Annotated in this window: 20 protein-coding genes; 7 read left to right on the top strand and 13 right to left on the bottom strand. The window is 52.7% G+C overall.

Going from position 1 to position 19089, the window contains the following annotated elements; all coding sequences use genetic code 11:
• Positions 1–160: 160 nt before the first annotated feature.
• On the bottom strand, positions 161–940 hold the full coding sequence (locus tag CHH67_RS25315) for a SurA N-terminal domain-containing protein (RefSeq protein ID WP_095268142.1): 780 nt from the start codon (positions 938–940) through the stop codon (positions 161–163).
• Positions 941–1079: 139 nt separating this feature from the next.
• On the opposite strand from CHH67_RS25315, the gene CHH67_RS25310 reads away from it, so the two are divergent.
• Entirely contained in the window at positions 1080–2060 is a 981-nt protein-coding gene (locus tag CHH67_RS25310; RefSeq protein WP_095268141.1) for an aldo/keto reductase, read from the top strand.
• A gap of 135 nt (positions 2061–2195) precedes the next feature.
• Here CHH67_RS25310 and ilvC read toward each other — a convergent pair whose 3' ends face one another.
• From ilvC to ilvB, 3 genes are all read right to left on the bottom strand, one after another.
• The gene (gene ilvC, locus CHH67_RS25305; protein WP_095268140.1) at positions 2196–3188 is read right to left on the bottom strand and encodes a ketol-acid reductoisomerase; all 993 of its coding nucleotides are present in this window, start codon (positions 3186–3188) and stop codon (positions 2196–2198) included.
• 162 nt (positions 3189–3350) lie between these two features.
• Positions 3351–3836, bottom strand: coding sequence for an acetolactate synthase small subunit (gene ilvN, locus CHH67_RS25300; RefSeq protein ID WP_095268139.1), 486 nt, complete (start codon positions 3834–3836; stop codon positions 3351–3353).
• Between the two features lies 1 nt (position 3837).
• Positions 3838–5580 (bottom strand): biosynthetic-type acetolactate synthase large subunit, encoded by a 1743-nt coding sequence (gene ilvB, locus CHH67_RS25295; protein ID WP_095268138.1) that lies wholly within the window; start codon positions 5578–5580, stop codon positions 3838–3840.
• 614 nt (positions 5581–6194) lie between these two features.
• Here ilvB and CHH67_RS25290 point away from each other — a divergent pair.
• Positions 6195–6641, top strand: a complete 447-nt coding sequence (locus tag CHH67_RS25290; RefSeq protein WP_095268137.1) for a GNAT family N-acetyltransferase — start codon at positions 6195–6197, stop codon at positions 6639–6641.
• Positions 6642–6669: 28 nt separating this feature from the next.
• Here CHH67_RS25290 and CHH67_RS25285 read toward each other — a convergent pair whose 3' ends face one another.
• The 5 genes from CHH67_RS25285 to CHH67_RS25265 form a co-directional block, all read right to left on the bottom strand.
• Complete coding sequence (locus CHH67_RS25285; RefSeq protein WP_095268136.1) at positions 6670–6987, bottom strand: hypothetical protein; 318 nt, start codon at positions 6985–6987, stop codon at positions 6670–6672.
• Between the two features lie 142 nt (positions 6988–7129).
• Positions 7130–7489: a 50S ribosomal protein L20 gene (rplT, locus tag CHH67_RS25280; RefSeq protein WP_095268135.1), complete on the bottom strand. Its 360-nt coding sequence runs from the start codon at positions 7487–7489 to the stop codon at positions 7130–7132.
• Between the two features lie 30 nt (positions 7490–7519).
• Entirely contained in the window at positions 7520–7720 is a 201-nt protein-coding gene (gene rpmI, locus CHH67_RS25275; protein ID WP_095268134.1) for a 50S ribosomal protein L35, read from the bottom strand.
• A gap of 26 nt (positions 7721–7746) precedes the next feature.
• Entirely contained in the window at positions 7747–8241 is a 495-nt protein-coding gene (gene infC, locus CHH67_RS25270; RefSeq protein WP_144029322.1) for a translation initiation factor IF-3, read from the bottom strand.
• 279 nt (positions 8242–8520) lie between these two features.
• A complete protein-coding gene (locus CHH67_RS25265; RefSeq protein ID WP_095268133.1) occupies positions 8521–9759 on the bottom strand; it encodes a glycosyltransferase family 2 protein in 1239 nt (412 codons plus the stop codon).
• A 659-nt stretch (positions 9760–10418) separates the two neighbouring features.
• Between CHH67_RS25265 and CHH67_RS25260 the strand changes: the two genes are divergently transcribed.
• Positions 10419–11555, top strand: a complete 1137-nt coding sequence (locus CHH67_RS25260; protein WP_095268132.1) for an MGDG synthase family glycosyltransferase — start codon at positions 10419–10421, stop codon at positions 11553–11555.
• Between the two features lie 72 nt (positions 11556–11627).
• Here the strand turns inward: CHH67_RS25260 and trmB are convergent, their stop codons facing one another.
• Together trmB and CHH67_RS25250 are read right to left on the bottom strand one after the other, a co-directional pair.
• Complete coding sequence (gene trmB / locus CHH67_RS25255) at positions 11628–12338, bottom strand: tRNA (guanosine(46)-N7)-methyltransferase TrmB (protein ID WP_095268131.1); 711 nt, start codon at positions 12336–12338, stop codon at positions 11628–11630.
• Positions 12339–12528: 190 nt separating this feature from the next.
• Positions 12529–12711 (bottom strand): hypothetical protein, encoded by a 183-nt coding sequence (locus CHH67_RS25250; RefSeq protein ID WP_095268130.1) that lies wholly within the window; start codon positions 12709–12711, stop codon positions 12529–12531.
• 306 nt (positions 12712–13017) lie between these two features.
• Here CHH67_RS25250 and mnmL point away from each other — a divergent pair, with 306 nt between their 5' ends.
• From mnmL to CHH67_RS25230, 4 genes are all read left to right on the top strand, one after another.
• Entirely contained in the window at positions 13018–13971 is a 954-nt protein-coding gene (gene mnmL, locus CHH67_RS25245) for a tRNA modification radical SAM protein MnmL/YtqA (protein ID WP_095268129.1), read from the top strand.
• Positions 13971–14561 (top strand): tRNA 5-(aminomethyl)-2-thiouridylate-methyltransferase MnmM, encoded by a 591-nt coding sequence (gene mnmM / locus CHH67_RS25240; protein ID WP_095268128.1) that lies wholly within the window; start codon positions 13971–13973, stop codon positions 14559–14561. Before mnmL ends, mnmM begins: the two co-directional genes overlap by 1 nt.
• Positions 14562–14685: 124 nt before the next feature.
• Positions 14686–15654, top strand: a complete 969-nt coding sequence (locus CHH67_RS25235) for a type I phosphomannose isomerase catalytic subunit (protein ID WP_095268127.1) — start codon at positions 14686–14688, stop codon at positions 15652–15654.
• A gap of 190 nt (positions 15655–15844) precedes the next feature.
• The gene (locus tag CHH67_RS25230) at positions 15845–16816 is read left to right on the top strand and encodes an alpha/beta fold hydrolase (protein ID WP_095268143.1); all 972 of its coding nucleotides are present in this window, start codon (positions 15845–15847) and stop codon (positions 16814–16816) included.
• A gap of 184 nt (positions 16817–17000) precedes the next feature.
• Here the strand turns inward: CHH67_RS25230 and CHH67_RS26400 are convergent, their stop codons facing one another.
• A complete protein-coding gene (locus CHH67_RS26400; protein ID WP_176475621.1) occupies positions 17001–17162 on the bottom strand; it encodes a hypothetical protein in 162 nt (53 codons plus the stop codon).
• Between the two features lie 114 nt (positions 17163–17276).
• Entirely contained in the window at positions 17277–19031 is a 1755-nt protein-coding gene (locus CHH67_RS25225) for a B12-binding domain-containing radical SAM protein (RefSeq protein WP_095268126.1), read from the bottom strand.
• Positions 19032–19089: the final 58 nt, after the last annotated feature.

The following is a 19089-nucleotide window of genomic DNA, read 5'->3' as shown; positions in this document are numbered from 1 at the left end:
CGCACATCCCCCCTGCGGTGCTCCCTTCGGATCGCTTGGGGGGAGTGTGGGGTGGCTGCCCTGTCTGTGACCTGGGCAGCTGACCCGGATTTAGGGATAGGGCTTTTTCGGGCACATCCCGAAAAAGCTGCGTGACAGGGAGCCGCTTGTCTCGTGAAGTCTAGCTTAGCCCGAGCTGGCTAAGGTCTGGCACCCTGACGGGGTGCTTTTTCCGGAAGTCCGCATACAGTTTGGCCCGCAGTTCCTTGTAGCTGTCCATTCCACGCAGTCGTTCATCGGCGAGGATCTGGTCGATGAGCTTGCTGTCGTATAGCGCTGCCTCGTAGCTGCGATAAACATCTTCGCTGTTCCAGAAGTCTTCTGCGCTGCCACCAGCAATCCGGATCCGCTCCTTCATGATCGATTGGACGAGCCCTTCAGCGGCAGCGCTCGATTCCGCCTCGCTCAACGCGCTCCGCTGCATATGGATCATCTCCCTGATTTCCTCCGGCGTCACCGTTATGCCCAAGCTCCTGGCATAGTGCACGACCAGTTGGCCGGTCACCAGGCTCTGCAGCACTTCAGCATCCTTTACACTTTCGTCCGATTGATTCAAGGCTAGAATCAGCTCTCTGTTTTTCTTGGCAAACACAAACTCTGCAAGGGATATGCTCACTTCCTCGGTCTTGATAACCCAAGGGGATTGTCCTTCCGTCTCGAGAAGATATTGAATGGACTGGATCGAGTCGAAGGTGTCGCGGATCAACTGCTTGTTCTCCTCCGTCAGGGCCGCAGCGCTTGGCGGCGGCAGGTCCTCCGCAAGCTTCGGTGCTGGTGTGTTGGCGATGTCCTCCAGCTGGGCAGCGGGCGCGCGGTCACAAGCGCTGATCGCCAGCAGAACGGCTGCAAGGCCCAATAGCGACAGCTTACGCATAGGGATTTTCCGATTTCGGCTGCTCAATGGCACTTCCTCCTTGTTAAGCTCTTGCCATTATTAACGCTGTGCGTATCGGCCTGGTTACATTTTTCTTCCAATGCGCTACAATAAAGAATGAAATCGTTTACCGTATTCCCTAATATAAACAAGGAGATGATCCCTCATGCAGTACACCTCGTTAGGCAAATCCGGCATGAAAGTCAGCCGCCTGTGCCTGGGCACGATGAATTTCGGGCCTTCTACCGATGAGCAAGAAGCCTTCCGCATCATGGACGCAGCTGTCGATGCTGGCATTAACTTCTTTGATACCGCTAATATCTATGGTTGGGGTGAAAATTCTGGCCTGACCGAGACGATTATCGGCCGTTGGTTCAAGCTCGGCGGCGGACGGCGTGAGAAGGTTGTTCTGGCGACCAAAGTATACGGCTCCATGAGCGATCCGCTCGACGGACCGAACAATGAAGCCGGTCTGTCCGCCTATAAAATCCGCCGTCATCTCGAAGCTTCGCTGAAGCGGCTTCAAACCGATCATATCGAGCTGTACCAGATGCATCATGTTGATCCATCCGTAACATGGGACGAGCTGTGGGGTGCGTTCGAGGTCGCGGTGTCCCAGGGCAAAATCGGCTATGTCGGCTCCAGCAACTTTGCCGGCTGGCATATTGCGCTGGCTCAGGCTGCAGCCAAGGAGCGTCATTTCCTCGGACTTGTCTCCGAGCAGCATAAATACAATCTGAATTGCCGCCTGCCGGAGCTTGAGGCCCTTCCTGCGGCCAAGGAGCTGGGCCTTGGCGTCATCCCTTGGAGTCCGCTTGACGGCGGATTGCTTGGACGTAATGCGCTGCTGAAGGTGGAGGGCTCGCGCAGCGGCGGCAACACCGAGCGCATCGAGCAGCATCGCCAGCAGTTAGAAGCGTTTGCCGCACTGTGCCAGGAGCTGGGCGAGCCGCAGGACAATGTGGCGCTCGCCTGGCTGCTTGCCAATGAAGCGGTAACCGCCCCGATTATCGGACCGCGCACACTGGAGCAATTTGAAAGCTCGCTGCGCTGCCTGGACGTCAAGCTGGATGAGTCTGTCTTGAAGCGTCTGGATGAAATTTTCCCTGGCCCGGGAGGGGCAGCGCCGCAAGCGTATGCCTGGTAATCTGCAATCACGCTGATTCTATAATGCAAGAAAAGGACCCGCTGATCAGCGGGTCCTCCGATGGTCGAAAAACCCTGTCCTTTTAAAGGATCAGGGTTTTTCTGCTTGCAGCACTCCTTGAGGAGCGATATGTTCTTACTTTTTGATCCAGTGCATCATTTCACGCAGCTGAGCGCCGACAACCTCGATTTGATGCTCGGACTCGTTGCGGCGTGTAGCTGTCAGGAACGCGTTGCCCGACTGGTTCTCCAGGATGAAGTCGCGGGCAAATTTGCCCTGCTGGATATCGGAGAGCACCTCTTTCATCGCTTTCTTCGTTTCGTCGGTCACGATGCGCGGGCCTGTTACATAATCGCCATACTCCGCCGTGTTCGAGATGGAATCGCGCATGCTTGCCAATCCGCCTTCATACATCATGTCAACGATCAGCTTCAGCTCATGCAAGCACTCGAAGTATGCCATTTCCGGAGCATAGCCAGCTTCGGTCAATGTTTCGAAGCCTGCCTTCACAAGAGCGGATACGCCGCCGCACAGTACAGCCTGCTCACCGAACAGATCTGTTTCTGTCTCTTCACGGAACGAAGTTTCGATCACGCCCGCACGGGTACAGCCGATGCCTTTGGCATAAGCAAGACCGATGGCTTTAGCTTGTCCAGTCGCGTCTTTCTCGATCGCGATCAGTCCTGGAACACCGAAGCCTTCCACATACGTGCGGCGAACCATGTGACCCGGGGATTTAGGAGCTACCAGCAGCACGTCATTCTCCTTCGGAGCTACGATCTGTCCGAAATGAACGTTGAAGCCGTGGGAGAACATCAGCGCTGCGCCTTTTTTCAGGTTTGGTTCAATATCGTTCTTGTAGACGGAGGCTTGAGTTTCGTCAGGCATCAAAATTTGCACCACATCAGCACGGCTTACTGCGTCAGCAACGGACAGAACTTCGAAGCCGTCATTTTTTGCTTTCTCGAAGGATTTGCCTTCACGAAGACCGATAACCACTTGAAGACCGCTGTCACGCAGGTTTTGTGCCTGGGCATGCCCTTGGCTGCCGTATCCGATCACCGCAATTGTTTTTCCTTGCAGTACGCTGAGATCTGCATCTTGTTCATAATAAGTCGTAATTGCCATTTGTATAAGTCCTCCTTTGTTTTTAAAGACCCTCCATGATGAGCGGGTATTTCAAGAGACCGACTTCGTGCATCCGATCTGCTGAAACACCCGCTCATCTGCGGCAGGTGTCTAGCTATTGAAATTGAATGTACAACGGTTTCCTATACTTGAAAAGAATGATTACGCATTACCGCGAACCATCGCGGTAACCCCTGTCCGGGAGAGCTCCTGAATGCCGTAAGGCTTCAGCAGCTCGATCATCGCATCGATTTTTACCGTATCGCCAACCACCTGCACCATCATGCTGGAGGCTCCGATATCGACGACCGATGCGCGGAATGTCTCGACAACGCCCATAATTTCCGGACGCTCGGAAGGCTCGGCCTTCACCTTGATCAGGGCAAGCTCGCGGGCAACCATCGGCTTGGAGCTGAGATTAATGACCTTGATCACGTCAATCAGCTTGTATAGCTGCTTCTCGATCTGCTCCAGCATGTTGTCTCCGCCGGTCGTTACGATGACCATCCGGGATAACCCGGCCTCTTCGGATTGACCGACCGTGATGCTTTCAATGTTGAAACCTCTTCGTCCGAACAATCCGGACACCCGCTGCAGCACGCCCGGCTGGTCGTTCACTAGTACGGCTATGGTATGTTTCATGCTCATGTTACGCATCCCCCATTAGCATTTGATCGATGGTCGACCCCTGCGGCACCATTGGATATACGTTCTCGCCTTTTTCAACCACAAACTCTACGAGAACCGGCCCTGGTGTTTCCATCGCTTCGGCCCAGGCTTGGCGCGCTTCTTCTTTGTTCGTCGCGCGGAGTCCCTTCACGCCGTAGGCTTCAGCCAGCTTGACGAAATCAGGGCTGCCTGCCAGGTCAATATGGCTGTAGCGGTTGTCATAAATGAGCTCCTGCCATTGACGAACCATCCCCAGCACCTGGTTGTTGATAACAACGATCTTCACCGGGATATTGTTGATCGCGCAGATCGCCAGCTCCTGGGAGCACATCTGCATGCCGCCGTCGCCATTGATGGAGATGACCAGCCGGTCCGGATTAGCCATCTGGGCACCGATGGCGGACGGGAAGCCGAAGCCCATCGTTCCCAGTCCGCCCGACGTGATCCACGAGCGCGGCCGGTTGAATTTATAATACTGGGCTGCCCACATCTGATGCTGTCCAACGTCTGTCGTTACGATGGCCTCGCCCTTCGTTGTATCGTTCAGCATTTCGATAACCCATTGCGGCTTCAGCACCGTGTCAGAATCGACGTAGCGATACGGATACTCCGCCTTCCATTTGCTGATCTGATCTCTCCATGCATCCGCCTTGGACGCGTAAGATACGAGCGGATTCAGCATTTCCAGAACCGTTTTGACATCGCCGACGATAGGAATATCCGTAGGCACATTCTTTCCGATTTCCGCCGGGTCAATATCGATATGCGCAATCTTCGCATTCGGAGCAAAGCCCGCCAGCTTCCCTGTTACGCGGTCATCGAAGCGTGCCCCGATGCTAATCAACAGGTCCGACTGCTGAATGCCCTGGTTCGAGGTGTACGTCCCGTGCATGCCTGGCATTCCTGTCCAGAGCTCATGTCCGCTTGGGAAACCGCCCAGTCCGAGCAATGTTGTCGTAATCGGAATTCCTGTCTTGTTGACGAATTCATGCAGCGCTTCATGTGCACCGGAGTAAATAACCCCGCCTCCGGCAAGAATCATCGGCCGCTCCGCCTGCTCAATCGCCCGGGCCAGCTTATCCAGCTGGAGCTTGTTAGGCACCGTGCGCGGATTGTAGCCTCTTAGGTTGATTTTATCCTCAGGCTGGAACAAAGTGGTGGCCGCCGACACATCCTTAGGGATATCGATCAGCACCGGTCCCTGGCGACCCGTTGAAGCGATATGGAACGCTTCGTGAATGATGCGCGGCAGATCGTTAACATCTCTCACCAGATAACTGTGTTTGGTGATTGGCATCGTAATCCCCGTAATATCCGCCTCCTGGAAAGCATCGGTTCCGATCAGGCTCGTAGCCACGTTGCCGGTAATCACGACGAGAGGGACGGAATCCATGTAGGCTGTTGCGATACCTGTGACGAGGTTGGTCGCCCCCGGTCCCGATGTTGCTATACATACACCGACTTTTCCACTCGCCCGCGCATAGCCGTCAGCTGCATGAATCGCACCTTGTTCATGACGGGTCAGCACATGCTTGAAGTCCTCAAAACCATACATTGCATCGTAGATGTACAGGACGGCCCCTCCGGGATACCCGAAGACACATTCGACTCCTTCAAGCAAAAGGCTTCGAAGCAGGATTTCCGAACCGGTAATCACTTCAGGCTTCATCCATTTCTCACGTAATTGTTCTGTAGACCGCACTTCTGGAGTTTGCGCGCTCATCAGTCATCCTCCTCTCAAAATTTCGCTGAATCATTTGCCTATCGCCTTCTCAAGCAATAAAAAAACCTCTCGCCCGCCACACCGGAAATAACTCCGTGTGAGGGACGAAAGGTTCAGCTTCCGTGGTACCACCCATATTTGCTCTACACTTCACAGTATAAAGCCTCAGCAGGTATGAAGGCTTCGGAATAATCCGGGCTTCAATATCTGCGATCCGTAACGCGGACCAGACGATTCCCCCTACTAAATGCTGTTACGACTTAATGCGGTAAAGTCTTAGAATGCACAGCCTTTTCAGGGAAACAGCTCCGAGGTGAGCTCGTATAAAAGGGGTTTTGGTGGTGGTTTCAGCAAATCCATCCACTCTCTGAGCAAAAGAGCCCTTTAAACTTCGTCCTCTTCATTGCCGATGTCATATGTTCGTTAAATGTTTAGAAACATTATAAGATTCATCCATTCCAGAAGTCAACACATTTATTTTACTTCAAATGAAAGGTTTTGATGCAGACAAGCTCCCATTTTGTTTCCAGACTTGGCCAAACACCCTCTCCAGCCGCATATCATAGGATAGATCAATGACTGCTGCATAGCGGAAAAGAGGTGGAATCTTTGCGATGATTCGATACCGTCAACCGGGTGTAGACGATCCCGCTATTTTCCAGCTGATCCAGTCCCAGCTTGTCCCGTTGTCCCATCTGAAAGATCAGGACCTGGACGCGGTTCTTAAAGACGTGCCCGCCAGACTCCGGCGCGGCGTGACGCTGGTCGCTTCGCCTTTTCCCGATGAGCGGGTAATCGCCTTCGTTCATTTCATGATGCACGGCGAGCTGCTGTACATCGACATGCTGGCCGTCGCACCAGCCGCACAGCGAAAACGATGGGGAGTCCGTCTGATGGCGCATGCCGAACGTTTCGCTGTATCGCGCGGGTGCAAGCGGGCCAAAGTCATGGTCGACATCGGAAATCGGACCGGACTATCTTTTTACAAAAAACTGGGATATTCGGTCACTCGAACGATTCGTGCCAGCCAGTGCTATGAAATGGAGAAGACGCTGTCCTAGCAGCCCGCCGAATCAGGCGCGGCCAGGTTTACCAGAAGAACCCTCCTGCTCCATACGGGAATCCGACGCCAGGCCCGTAGCCGAAGCCTCCAGGGTATCCTCCGAAAGCACCCGGATATCCGTACCCATAAGCGTATGGAGCGGTTCCGATCGCCAGCAGGTCAAACAGCACCAGCGGTGCCAACGCCTTCGTTTTCACTTTTTTGCCTGAACGGGTTTGCACATACAGACGGTTGCCGGCTATGCGAACCAGCTTGCCTGTGACCACACTCCCGTCTTTCTTATATGCCACAATTGTTTTGCCCACATATTGCTGCGCCTGGGCCTTGCTGACAGGCTTATGCATAAGATCCCTCCTCAGATGGTGATACATTTCAGCGTATGCCGCTTTGGAGGGACGTGCTTGTTTCATCGCCCTGTACACGAAAAAAAACCGCCGAATGAAATCAGCGGTTCTCTCCTAAATCTATATGCAGCGTATGAATGGATTAAGCGTTCACTTTCTCTTTAGCTACAGTAGCCAAAGAGTTGAATGCGTTCAGATCGTTAACAGCCAGATCAGCCAGCATTTTGCGGTTGATGTCAACGCCAGCCAGCTTCAGACCATGCATCAGCTTGCTGTAGGACAGGCCGTTTTGGCGTGCAGCCGCGTTAATACGAACGATCCATAGTTTGCGGAAGTTACGTTTGGTTTGACGACGATCCCGGTAAGCATAAACCAGGGATTTCATAACCTGCTCGTTAGCCGTTTTAAAAATACGGTGTTTAGAACCGAAGTAACCCTTCGCAAGTTTCAATACTTTTTTATGTCTACGACGAACAACAAATCCGCCTTTAACTCTAGCCATATCAAAAAACCTCCCAATAAATGTTGTTTACTATTTCAGGTTAGCCAAGCCTTGCTTCAAACGTCTTACGTCTCCAGGAGCCATTACCGGGCTGCCGGACAATACGCGCTTCGCACGCTTGGATTTGTGGGACAGCAGGTGGTTTTTGTAAGCTTTGTAGCGTTTTACTTTACCCGTACCGGTAATTTTAAAGCGGCCTTTCAGGCTGCTGTGTGTTTTCATTTTAGGCATTGTACTACTTCCTCCTCTAATGTCTCTTAGGCTTTAGGAGCCAAAATCATAATCATGCTGCGGCCTTCCAGCTTCGGTTGACGCTCAACGACGCAGAGGTCCGCAACCTCAGTTTTCACGCGCTCCAAAATCTTCTGGCCAATGTTGGCATGTGTGATTTCACGACCGCGGAAACGAACCGAGCATTTTACTTTATCGCCGTCCTTCAAGAACTTCACGACATTGCGAAGCTTGGTTTGGAAATCATGTTCCTCAATGTTGGCTCGGAACCACACTTCCTTAATGTCAACGATTTTCTGGTTTTTGCGGGCTTCCTTCTCTTTCTTCTGCTGCTCATAGCGGAATTTTCCGTAATCCATGATACGGCATACCGGCGGTTTCGCCTGAGGTGCCACGTTTACCAGGTCCAGATTCATGTCAATTGCCATTTGCAGCGCTTCACGAAACGGCTTGATGCCGATCTGTTCGCCCTCAGGGCCAACCAAGCGTACTTCCCTTGCCCGAATCTCCTCATTGATCATATGTTCCTTACTGATAGTCCTCCACCTCCATAAATTTTGATTCCTGCTTGCAAAGAATAAAAGGGATGACGGCTCACTGCCGACATCCCTCAATTGATAACTCATCTCAAAAATGAACGTTTCATTCACTCGTTGATTTCGTGATCAAACCAGCCAACTCAAGTCGGTCAGGTGAGAAGCGGCGCTTCTGCTTGCAATCAGATATTCTGTTTAACAGACTTTAATAGTATAACAGCTGACTTTATTCGTGTCAACTTCTAATTCATATCGACGACAGGTTTAACCCTGCTTGCTCTGAACTTCCTCCAGGCGTACGACACGCGTATGCTCTGTATGGCTCCACTGCTTGTTGTTCTGGGTAAAGAACGCGTACACCGTAATCGGGTACCAAGACAGCAAGTACACAGGGAACAGCACCAGGTACATATACACCTTTTTGAACTTCACCTTCTCCAGAATCATCGCAATCATGAAGGTAAACACGTTGGCAGCAATGGCGGTAAAGCTGAGCCACAGCGGCAAGTGTCCGTACAGATTCGCAATGTTCGGGCCATTAAAGAAGGAATTATCCACCCAAATGACCGCGGTGAGCAAGAAGGTCAGCAGCACGATGTACACGTTGACTCCATATAGCGCAAGGTCCAGCTTGACGATGCTCCGCTCTTTGATCGCCCGCCAGATGAGCGGGAAGAAATAGCGGCGCGCGACCGTGAAGTGCCCCTGCATCCAGCGCAGGCGCTGTCTTGCCGAAGCCTTGAACGTCAGCGGCTTCTCGTCAAATACTTTGGCCTCATAGTTGAATTTCGGATACACGCCGCGCATGACGCTGCGCATCGTAAACTCCAGGTCCTCTACGAGACTTGTTGCGCCCCAGCCGATCTCTTTCAGGAGATTGGTCTCGAAGCACATGCCGGTGCCGCCAAGGAAGTTGGCCATGTTCAGATTGTGGCGGGACAGCTGCCACAGGCGGTTAATATACCAGTAGGATACGCCGTATGCAGCCGTAATCCAGGAATCCTCCGGGTTCTTCGTATCGATATAACCCTGAATCACCTTCGCACCGGAGCACAGATCGTTGTTCATATGCGTCAGGAAGTCCGATGCCACCAGGTTGTCGGCATCAAACATGACTACAGCATCGTATTGACGCGGCATCGCCCACAGCTCTTTCAGCATCCATTCAATCGCGTACCCTTTACCGCGAAGATTCTGGTTCGTGCGCACACAAGCGTTCATGCCGTGCTCTCGAACGATTTCAGCTGTACGGTCCGTACAGTTGTCGCAAATCACAAATACGTCATACAGTTCTTTCGGATAGTCGAGCTGCTTCAGGTTCTCCATCAGCGCTCCGACAACCTGTTCTTCATTGTGGGCAGCGACAAGCACTGCAAATGATTTTTTCGGTTCGAAGTTCTTTTTCTTTTTTCTTTTGATCAAACCGAATAGAGAGAATGTAAACTGGTACACACCTACGGCTGCCAAAAATAGTTGGAGCGCGATAAAGATGGCGTCTGTCATGATTCTCCGTTACCCCCTTTTTATACCCCGAGAATGTTTTTGTTTGTCTCTCGTGTAATGTTTGCTTGATTGACCCTTGTAACGTTGTTTTCTCTTTCTGTAGCCTCGGTGCCGCGGGGCAGTTTTGCACGTCATACCCGATTTTCCACACTTTTGGATGCTTTGTCAAAAAGCGTGAAAGCTCTAATTTACGGAAAAAGATCGCAAATGAGCGCAAATTAGCACCGGGGTATGCCAGCAAGCTTCGTTTCCAGCAGCTTTAGTTGTTATTTTCATCTGTTTGCTTACTTTTTATTTCTTTAGTGTGCCCAATTTTTGCAATACCAACTTGTCCGCCACAATATTTAAGACGCAACGAACTCCAAAAAAGTTTAACCCCGTTATCTTTCTTTCTCTCTAATAAACTTCCAGGCGTCCGTTTGAATCATTGTAGCGATAACAAATTGCCAAGTCAAAAGTCCAAGGACCCTTCTTTTCTACAAAATGCGTGTGCCCCAGCAAGCAGCAGCCGACCCTTGCCAGAGCTGGCTTCCCGAATGCTGCCAAAAAAGCCTCAGGGACGAAAGTCCCTGGACATTCGCTGGGTCATAGTTGCAATCTCGCCTTAAAGTCGATATGTTAAGGTTAATAATAACGCTGCAGAACGGGTGAACGAAGTCGTGGCTAAAAAAAGAGTCTTGCTGCTATCCGAGGGGTTCGGTGCTGGCCACACGCAGGCCGCTCACGCACTCTCCAGCAGCATTAGGCAATTATCACCAGATGTCCAGACACGGGTGCTTGAGCTTGGTAGCTTCCTGAATCCCAAGATCGCTCCGCTTATTATATCGGCCTATCGTAAGACCATTACGTCCACGCCGAAACTGGTCGGATACATGTATCGGCACCAAAAATCATTCAACCGGTTTACGACATTGGCGCTGCACCGCATCTTCTATACGAGCACGCAGGATGTCGTCCGGCAGCTGAGGCCAGACATTATTGTGTGTACCCATTTCATTCCGAGCGCGGTCATCTCCCGGTTGAAACGGCTGGGCACGAACATCCCCCTCTGTACGGTGATCACGGACTACGATGCGCATGATACGTGGATCAGCCCCGAGGTTGACCGATATTTCGTGTCCACGCCCGAGGTCAAGCGCAAGCTGCTCAACCGCGGCGTGTCCCATGCCAAAATCCAGGTGACTGGCATCCCGATTCACCCGGATTTCTGGACGCATCCGAGCAAGGAGGAAATCCGCGAGAAGTTCGGCTTGGCCGACATGCCGACCGTGCTTGTTATGGGCGGTGGCTGGGGCATCATGAACGATGAAGTTGTGCATGAATTCCTGACCAGGTGGCGCCAGGATGTCCAGCTCATCTTCTGCCTGGGCAATAACGACAAAGCCCGGGAAGAGATGGAAAGCAACCCGAGGTTCCAGCATCCCAACATCAAGATTCTCGGCTTCACCCGGGAAATCGACAAGCTGATGGAAGTCTCAGACCTGCTGGTGACAAAACCCGGGGGGATGACCTGCACCGAAGGTCTCGCCAAGGGCATTCCGATGCTGTTTCACCAGCCGCTTCCTGGCCAGGAGGAGGAAAATTGCCAATATTTCACCGCTCAAGGCTTGGGCGAGCCGATTGATTCTCTGGAAGTGATCGGCAAATGGATGAACATACTGCTGCATCAATATGACCAAATGGTGGAGCGCAGAGAACAGAACCTGCGCAATATCGAGCGCTTCTATCCGATGCAATGCGCGCGCAGCATTATTGAAATGCTGGAAAACGAAAAGGTGCCCTTCTCTTCACCATAAGAAGCGCACCGTTCAGCTGTCGAGGCTTGGCCTCGGCAGCTTTTTTCATATGAGGTTCAAGGCTATCCAGACTCAGCTGTATTTTTTGAGACGTTCCTGCTTGTACTGCGCCAGCGCCTCTTCCCCGACGATAACCTCGCAGCGATGAATGTTCATGCCTTGGCCAACAAATTTGGTCTCATACTCCGTCATGACGAACTGTTCATTCAATCCATCGCGATGAAGATCAAGCGAGATGTTGGTCATCTGCAGCCCGAAATCCGCAAATGCATTCAGCGAGAACTCAAACAGGCTGACAGAGTCCGTCTTGAAATGGATCTCTCCCCGCGCATTCAAAATGCGGCTGTACTTCTCCAGAAACCGCGGATGTGTCAGGCGGCGGCGGGCATGCCTTGCCTTCGGCCAGGGATCGCTGAAATTCAGATAGATTCGCTCCAGTTCCCCCGGCTCGAACACTTCCTCCACCTGCTCCAGGTTAAACAGCGCCAGCTTTAAGTTCGGCGGGGTCTCCACACCCTCCTCGGCCCAGACGTCTCTTCCCTTCTCGCTGGCCCGGCGGATAAGCTCATCGTACATATCCACGCCGATAAAATTGACATCCTGGTGCTTGTAACTCAACTGACTGATAAACTGGCCTTTACCCATGCCAAATTCCACATGAATCGGACGGTCATTGCCAAAGAGCGACGCCCATTTTCCTTTATATTGTGCAGGATTCAGAACGACGAGATCCTGCTGTGCCTCCAAACTTTCCCGAATTCCTTTTCTTCCGCGTAAACGCATCCTATACCTCCGAAACTGTCTATATAATCATGATTATGAATGTTCGATACTGCATTATTGTGCCGAAGTTCGTCCCAAAAGTAAAGAGGGCATAGAAAAAGGAACCTATGACGATGCCCGTAAGCATCATACAGGTTCCCTTTTCTTATATTTGGAATTGGGGTTCCGCGGTTATTAACCTGTGAAGAAGCTACCTGTTCTCTGCCTGAAACTCAAACGTTCGTTCGAAGGCATCCCGAATCTTGCGCTGCGCCGAAGCCTTGATATGCTGATTGTCGTTGAATTCGACACCTGTCAGAGCCAATGCTTCATTCGGGGTCAACTCCACAGCGATTTTGCCTTTGTCGTCTGTCTTGATTGCCGATGAATTCATTCGTAATCACCTCACGGTATAATTGTATCCATGACGTCTCACAAATATGAATCCTATCCGGTAATTACCCAAGCGAAATCCGCTTGAATCATTCTCTTTCTATACATTAAATATACCAAGATTATCGTTCTCACACAAGTGAATCCACATGAATTGGGCATGAAGACCTGTATATGATGCCGCGCCCTTTTTTGTTACAATACATATGTCTGCCCTAAAGGCGAGAAACGATCTATACTCGCTGTATTCTCGTTGCCCTTGAATCAAGGCCGAAAGACGGGGAACAAACAGCACAGAAGGAGACTTATGAATACGCCAATGTTAACTGCCCCGCAGCTGTGGGGCGACAAGCGATTCCATACATGGAACTACGAGATGCGCAGCCAGTTTCAAGACAAGGTGTTCAAAGTCATGCTCGACGCCGGATTTACGTGCCCGAACCGTGACGGAACGATTGCCAAGGGCGGCTGTACGTTCTGCAGCGCCCGCGGATCGGGAGATTTTGCCGGAAGCCGGCGCGACGATCTGGTTACCCAGTTCAATACGATCCGCGACAGGCAGCATCTGAAATGGCCGAGCGCCAAATATATCGGATACTTCCAGGCGTACACCAACACCTATGCTCCGGTGGAAGAGCTTCGCGAATATTACGAGGTCATTCTGGAGCAGCCCGGCGTTGTCGGCTTATCGATCGCGACCCGCCCCGATTGTCTTCCGGACGATGTGGTTGAATATTTGGCCGAGCTGAACGAGAGAACATACCTGTGGGTGGAGATGGGGCTTCAGACGATCCATGAATCCACCTCGCAGCTCATCAATCGCGCCCATGATACGGAGTGCTATCTGGAAGCGGTAGAGAAGCTGCGGAAGCATAACATCCGGGTATGCACCCACATCATCTATGGATTGCCGCAGGAGGACCGCGAGATGATGCTCGCAACCGGCAGAGCCGTGGCCAACATGGACGTACAGGGCATTAAAATCCACCTGCTCCACCTGATGCGCAAAACGCCGATGGTGAAGCAGTATGAAGCCGGATTGCTCCGTTTTCTGGACAAGGATGAATATGTGAAGCTGGTTGTGGATACGCTGGAATTTCTGCCGCCGGAGATGATTGTGCATCGTCTGACCGGCGATGCTCCGCGCGATCTGCTGATCGGCCCGCTCTGGAGCCAGCGCAAATGGGATGTGCTCAACTCGATCGATGCCGAGCTCAGACACCGCGACACCTGGCAGGGCAAGCTGTGGAGGGGGCGCTGATGGGATTTCTATCTGTGCTTAGCTTTGCTCACAAGCTGGTATCCGAACGGCTGCAGCCGGGGGACATTGCCGTCGATGCCACCGCCGGGACCGGAGCGGACACCCTCTTTCTCGCCCGTTGTATCGGTCCGAAGGGAAGCGTGTTTGCCTTTGATATCCAGGAGGAGGCCCTTCAGCTGACAAGGCAGCGTCTTAACAAGGAGGCTTCCTCCGAAGTAGCCAGCGTCTCCCTGCATCTGCAAAGCCATGAGGATATGCGCGGCAGCATTCCCGCACCCTATGTCGGCAAGGTAGGTGCGATCATGTTCAATCTCGGCTACCTCCCCGCCGACGAAGCGGACAAGACCATTATCACCCAGCCGGAGACAACGATCGCGGCGCTCAACGGCTCGCTGGAGCTGCTCCGCCCCGGCGGCATCGTGACGATCGTGCTGTATCCGGGACATCCTGGAGGGGAGACCGAAGCCCGGACGGTGGAGCAGTGGGCAGCCGCCATCCCGCAGCATACGGCGCAGTCCATTCTGTACCGCAACCTGCAGCGGCCTGCTGCGCCCTATCTCATCGCACTGGAGCGAAGAAAACCGATATAATGGAATTAAAGTGCATACCCGCATCAACAGACACGATATAAATTGAACAAAAAATGCGTCAAGCAGCAAGCTTTTTGTTCATCTTATATATAACACGCTAACATGACGAAAGGTGATGATCACGATGACACAGCCGTATCCGCTGCTGTTTCAACCTGAGTTCAAAGAAAGAGTATGGGGAGGCCGGGCGCTGGAGCAATTCGGCCTGCAGCTTCCAGAAGGACATATCGGTGAAGGCTGGATGATTGCCGACCATCCGAACGGTACGACAAACGTGATGAATGGTGAACTTGCCGGCAAGGGACTGGACGAGATTCGCGAGCAATTCGGCCGCGAGTGGTTCGGTGCCAAAGGATTTTCTGAAGTGAACGGCCGCTTTCCGCTGCTGATCAAGCTGCTGGACTGCAACGATAATCTGTCGGTACAGGTTCACCCGACCGATGATTACGAAGGGCTTCCGGAAGGCGAGCTTGGAAAAACGGAAATGTGGTACGTGCTGGACGCAAAGCCGGATGCCAAAATCATCTACGGTCTGAAAGACGGCGTTACCCGGGCCGATCTCCGGCAGGCGCTCGAGAACGATTCGGTTATGGAGCTTCTGCGCGAGGTGCCGGTCAAGGCCGGTGATACGTTCTACATACCTGCCGGCACCGTACATGCCCTGTGCGCTGGTGTTGTTGTTGCAGAAATTCAGCAAAACTCGGACACTACGTACCGGATTTATGATTACAATCGTCCGGGACTGGATGGCAAACCGCGTGAGCTCCATATCGAGGACTCCTTGAATGTGACGGCCTATGAAGGCTCTGGCGCTACGACCATGAGCACAGAAGGGGCTGTTCCGGGCGAATGGCTCGAGCTGGCAAGATCGCCTTATTTTATAGTAGAAAAAGGAATTGTGTCTGGCCCATGGGATCTTTCGACTTCCACAGACAGCTTCACCATCCTCGTGGTGTGTGACGGCGAGGGCGTGATCAGTTGGGACGGCGGATCTCAGCCATTCGCTTCCGGTCAATGCTTCCTGCTCCCTGCCAATCTTGGAAGCTACAAGCTCGAAGGCAGCTCTACCGTGCTTCGCTCTTATCTTCCATAACACAGCTTGAGATTTCCGCACAACTTAGCTTGACTTTGCATTTCATGCCGGGCAGGTGCCCGGCAGTTGCTTTACTTGCTCCGGGACAGCCGGTTCCTTGCTGAACAACATGCAGATCAGCTTGGATACCCTGAACGTCCCGGCCAGCAACGGAATGGAAACTCACGGTATGGCGGAGGTGCAACGCAACATGCAAGCTGAAACGTTTACGATGCTGAATACGCAGGCCATGGATGTGTTTGTGCGTGCTTGGCTTCCCGCGTCTGGCACAGACGTTCGGGCAGTGCTGCAAATCGCCCATGGCATGTGCGAGACAGGCGCGCGGTACGCGGAGCTGGCTGAAGTGCTGACAGCCCGCGGTTATGCGGTATATGTCAACGACCATCGCGGACATGGCGTTACCGCCGGAGAGCTTAGCCGCCTCGGCGATCCCGGAGACAATGGCATCGAGGGCATGATTGAGGATATGCTCCTGCTCGCTGCCGAGCTGCGCAAGCGTCATCCCGGGATACCGCATATTTTGATGGGACATAGTATGGGCTCCTTTTTAACCCAAAAAGTGATGTGCACGCACGGCGACCGCTTCGATGGCTATATTCTGTCAGGATCGAACGGCCCGCGCAGAATGCTCGGGCTCGCCGAGAAGCTGGCTGCGGCTCAGTCTCGGCTTCAAGGAGATGAGCATCGCAGCCTGCTGCTGAATGCGCTCGTGTTCGGGCCATACAACCGGGGTTTTGGGCCCATCCGCACCCCGTTCGATTGGCTTTCCCGCGATGAGGCCGAAGTGGACCTGTACATCCAGGACCCTTATTGCGGCCAGGTATGCAGCGCCCGCTTCTTCCGCGAGTTCTTTCGCCTGCTGCGCCAAATTCACAGGCCCAAGCTGCTGCAGGGGCTGCCGAAGGAGAAGCCGGTATACATCTTCTCCGGCGAAGAAGATCCTGTCGGTCTACGCGGCAAGGGCGTCCGCAGCTTGATCGAGCTGTACCAACTGCACGGCATCACCGATCTGGAGTTCCGGCTGTACCCTGGCGGCCGGCATGAAATGCTGCATGAGATCAACAAACAGGAAGTCGCTGCCGATGTGCTTGATTGGCTGGAGAGGCATACAACTGACGAAAGAGACGGACACGCGTCTTCTTCCTCGCCGGCCGACGAGTGACGATGAGGAGCGGAACCGAACGCATCCGAAGCTAACAGGCTCAGCGAGCCTGAAGACGGCCGTTATTCCGGTCCGACAACAAAAAAGCGATCTGTCCCCGCGGAGACAGATCGCTTTTTCAGTCACCCGTATGAGCCTCCACGCAGCAGGCAGTTTCAATTCCCGGCTAATAGCCAGCTTCCCTTCATTCTTCATCATTAGGAGTGCGGTCGATGGCAAGCTGGGTAACCTCCGTGTAATCCCCCTGCCGGACCTCTTCATCCGTCGCCTCTTCGCGCAGGGCATCATTCGTTTCCATCCCTGGTGCAACGCTCGGCTCCTCATGCTGCCGATGCTCCTTGCTCATGCTTGAAACCTCCCTTATTAGGTGGATAAGGTTAGCTTCCCGAGATCAGCGAGATTTATGCTCCAAGCCGCAGCTCCCGCTATTCGAGAACATCAGACCGATGTCCGAAGTTCATTAAACCGGCATGGTATAGTAATGCGGGCGCCCGCTATCATCCTGCTGATAGAGCACAATCAGCATCGTTTGCCGATTCGCATCACCGGTGAGGCCGCTGCCGCCCTGGATCGCATCATTCAAATCAAACGGCATCATTTCAATCATCGCATGCTTGTGAAGCTCCCGCTCCGTCAGGCCAAGCTTCGCAAACTCTTCCGACACGGCAGACGGCATTTCGACAATTCGCTTCATATGGGCTGACCAATCGCTTTTATCCAGCGAGAAATCCCACCAGATTTTCCGAGGTTTATATTTATGTCCCAGGAAATAATCGAATTTCATTAAGCCCATAACGATGTCCATACGCGGTGTCTGTCGATGCTCCAGGAATGCAGTCAGGCGCGTGAACAGATCCTCGAGCTGATGCCCGATCTTTTGCCAGCCCTGGCTCTCCCAGTAATCTCCGAACGCTTGGAAAAAGTCGAACGGCGACGGGAACTCATGCTTCATCAAATAGTTGAGCGTATGGTCCATTCGGTGGGCATTCCAGTATTTCTCAAGCACGTCCTCCAGCCGCTTCAGCCTGACGATATCCGAGAAAGGAAGCACATCGCTGCCCAAAATTTCATAAGGGGCATGGTCCATATACGTGTAGTTGTACTTGGCCGCATCATGCCGGAGCCCTGTTCCGCGCAGCATCTTCAAGAAGCCCAGCTGCAGCTCCTCCGGTCCGAGTGCGAATACGTCGTTAAACGTTTTTCGGAACGTATCGTAATCCTCCAGCGGCAGGCCCGCAATCAGATCCAGATGCTGATCGATCTTGCCGCTTTCCTTGATCATGGTCACTGTTCTGGACAGCTTGGTGAAATTTTGCCGCCGCTTTACCAGCTCATTCGTCGGATCGTTGGTAGACTGAACGCCGATCTCGAACCGGAATATGCCCGGGGGCGCATTCTTCGCCAAATAATCCAGCACCTCCGGCCGCATAATATCCGCCGTAATTTCGAACTGGAACACGCAGCCGCCATGATTCTCGATCAGAAACTGGAACATTTCCAGCGCATAATCCCGCTTGATATTAAAGGTGCGGTCCACAAATTTGATCAGCTTGGCCCCTTGATCAATGAGGTACAGCAGATCGGACTTCGTGCGTTCAATATCGAAGTACCGGACGCCAACCTCGATGCTGGACAAGCAAAACTGGCAGCTGAAGGGACAGCCCCGGCTCGTCTCGAAATAGACCACCCGTTTGCCCAGATGCGGAATATCCTCCGGGAATCTGTGCGGGGAGGGCAGCTCGTTCAGGATCGCCTTCGGTCGCGGCGGATTGAGGATAATCTCATCGCCCTTGCGATACGCGACGCCGTACACAAAGTGAAACTTGCGCGTGTTCGAAAGCTCCTGCAGCAAGTGATGGAAGGTTTCCTCGCCTTCCCCCATCACAATAAAATCGACATTGGCCAGCCGCTCCATCCAATATTGGGTATCATAGGACACTTCCGGTCCGCCCAAAATGATCTTGACCTCCGGCATAATTTTCTTCACAATGTCGATCACTTTAATCGTTTCTTCAATATTCCATATATAGCAAGAGAATCCAATCACATCCGGCTTGCGCTGGAAGATGTCGGACACGATATTCATCGGCGGGTCCTTGATTGTATACTCCGCCAATTCGATATCAAATTCCTTCTCGCTGTATGCCTTCAGGCAGCGAATCGCAAGCGAGGTATGAATGTATTTCGCATTTAAAGCGGACAGTAAAACCTTCATGATTCACGTTCCTTCATATGTGAAAGTGTAGTGCGTACTTCGGTACAGCTGGGCGGGC

It is taken from the genome of Paenibacillus campinasensis (assembly GCF_002272015.1).
Lineage (GTDB): Bacteria > Bacillota > Bacilli > Paenibacillales > Paenibacillaceae > Paenibacillus_AQ > Paenibacillus_AQ campinasensis.
This window is presented reverse-complemented; position numbering and strand designations above follow the sequence as displayed.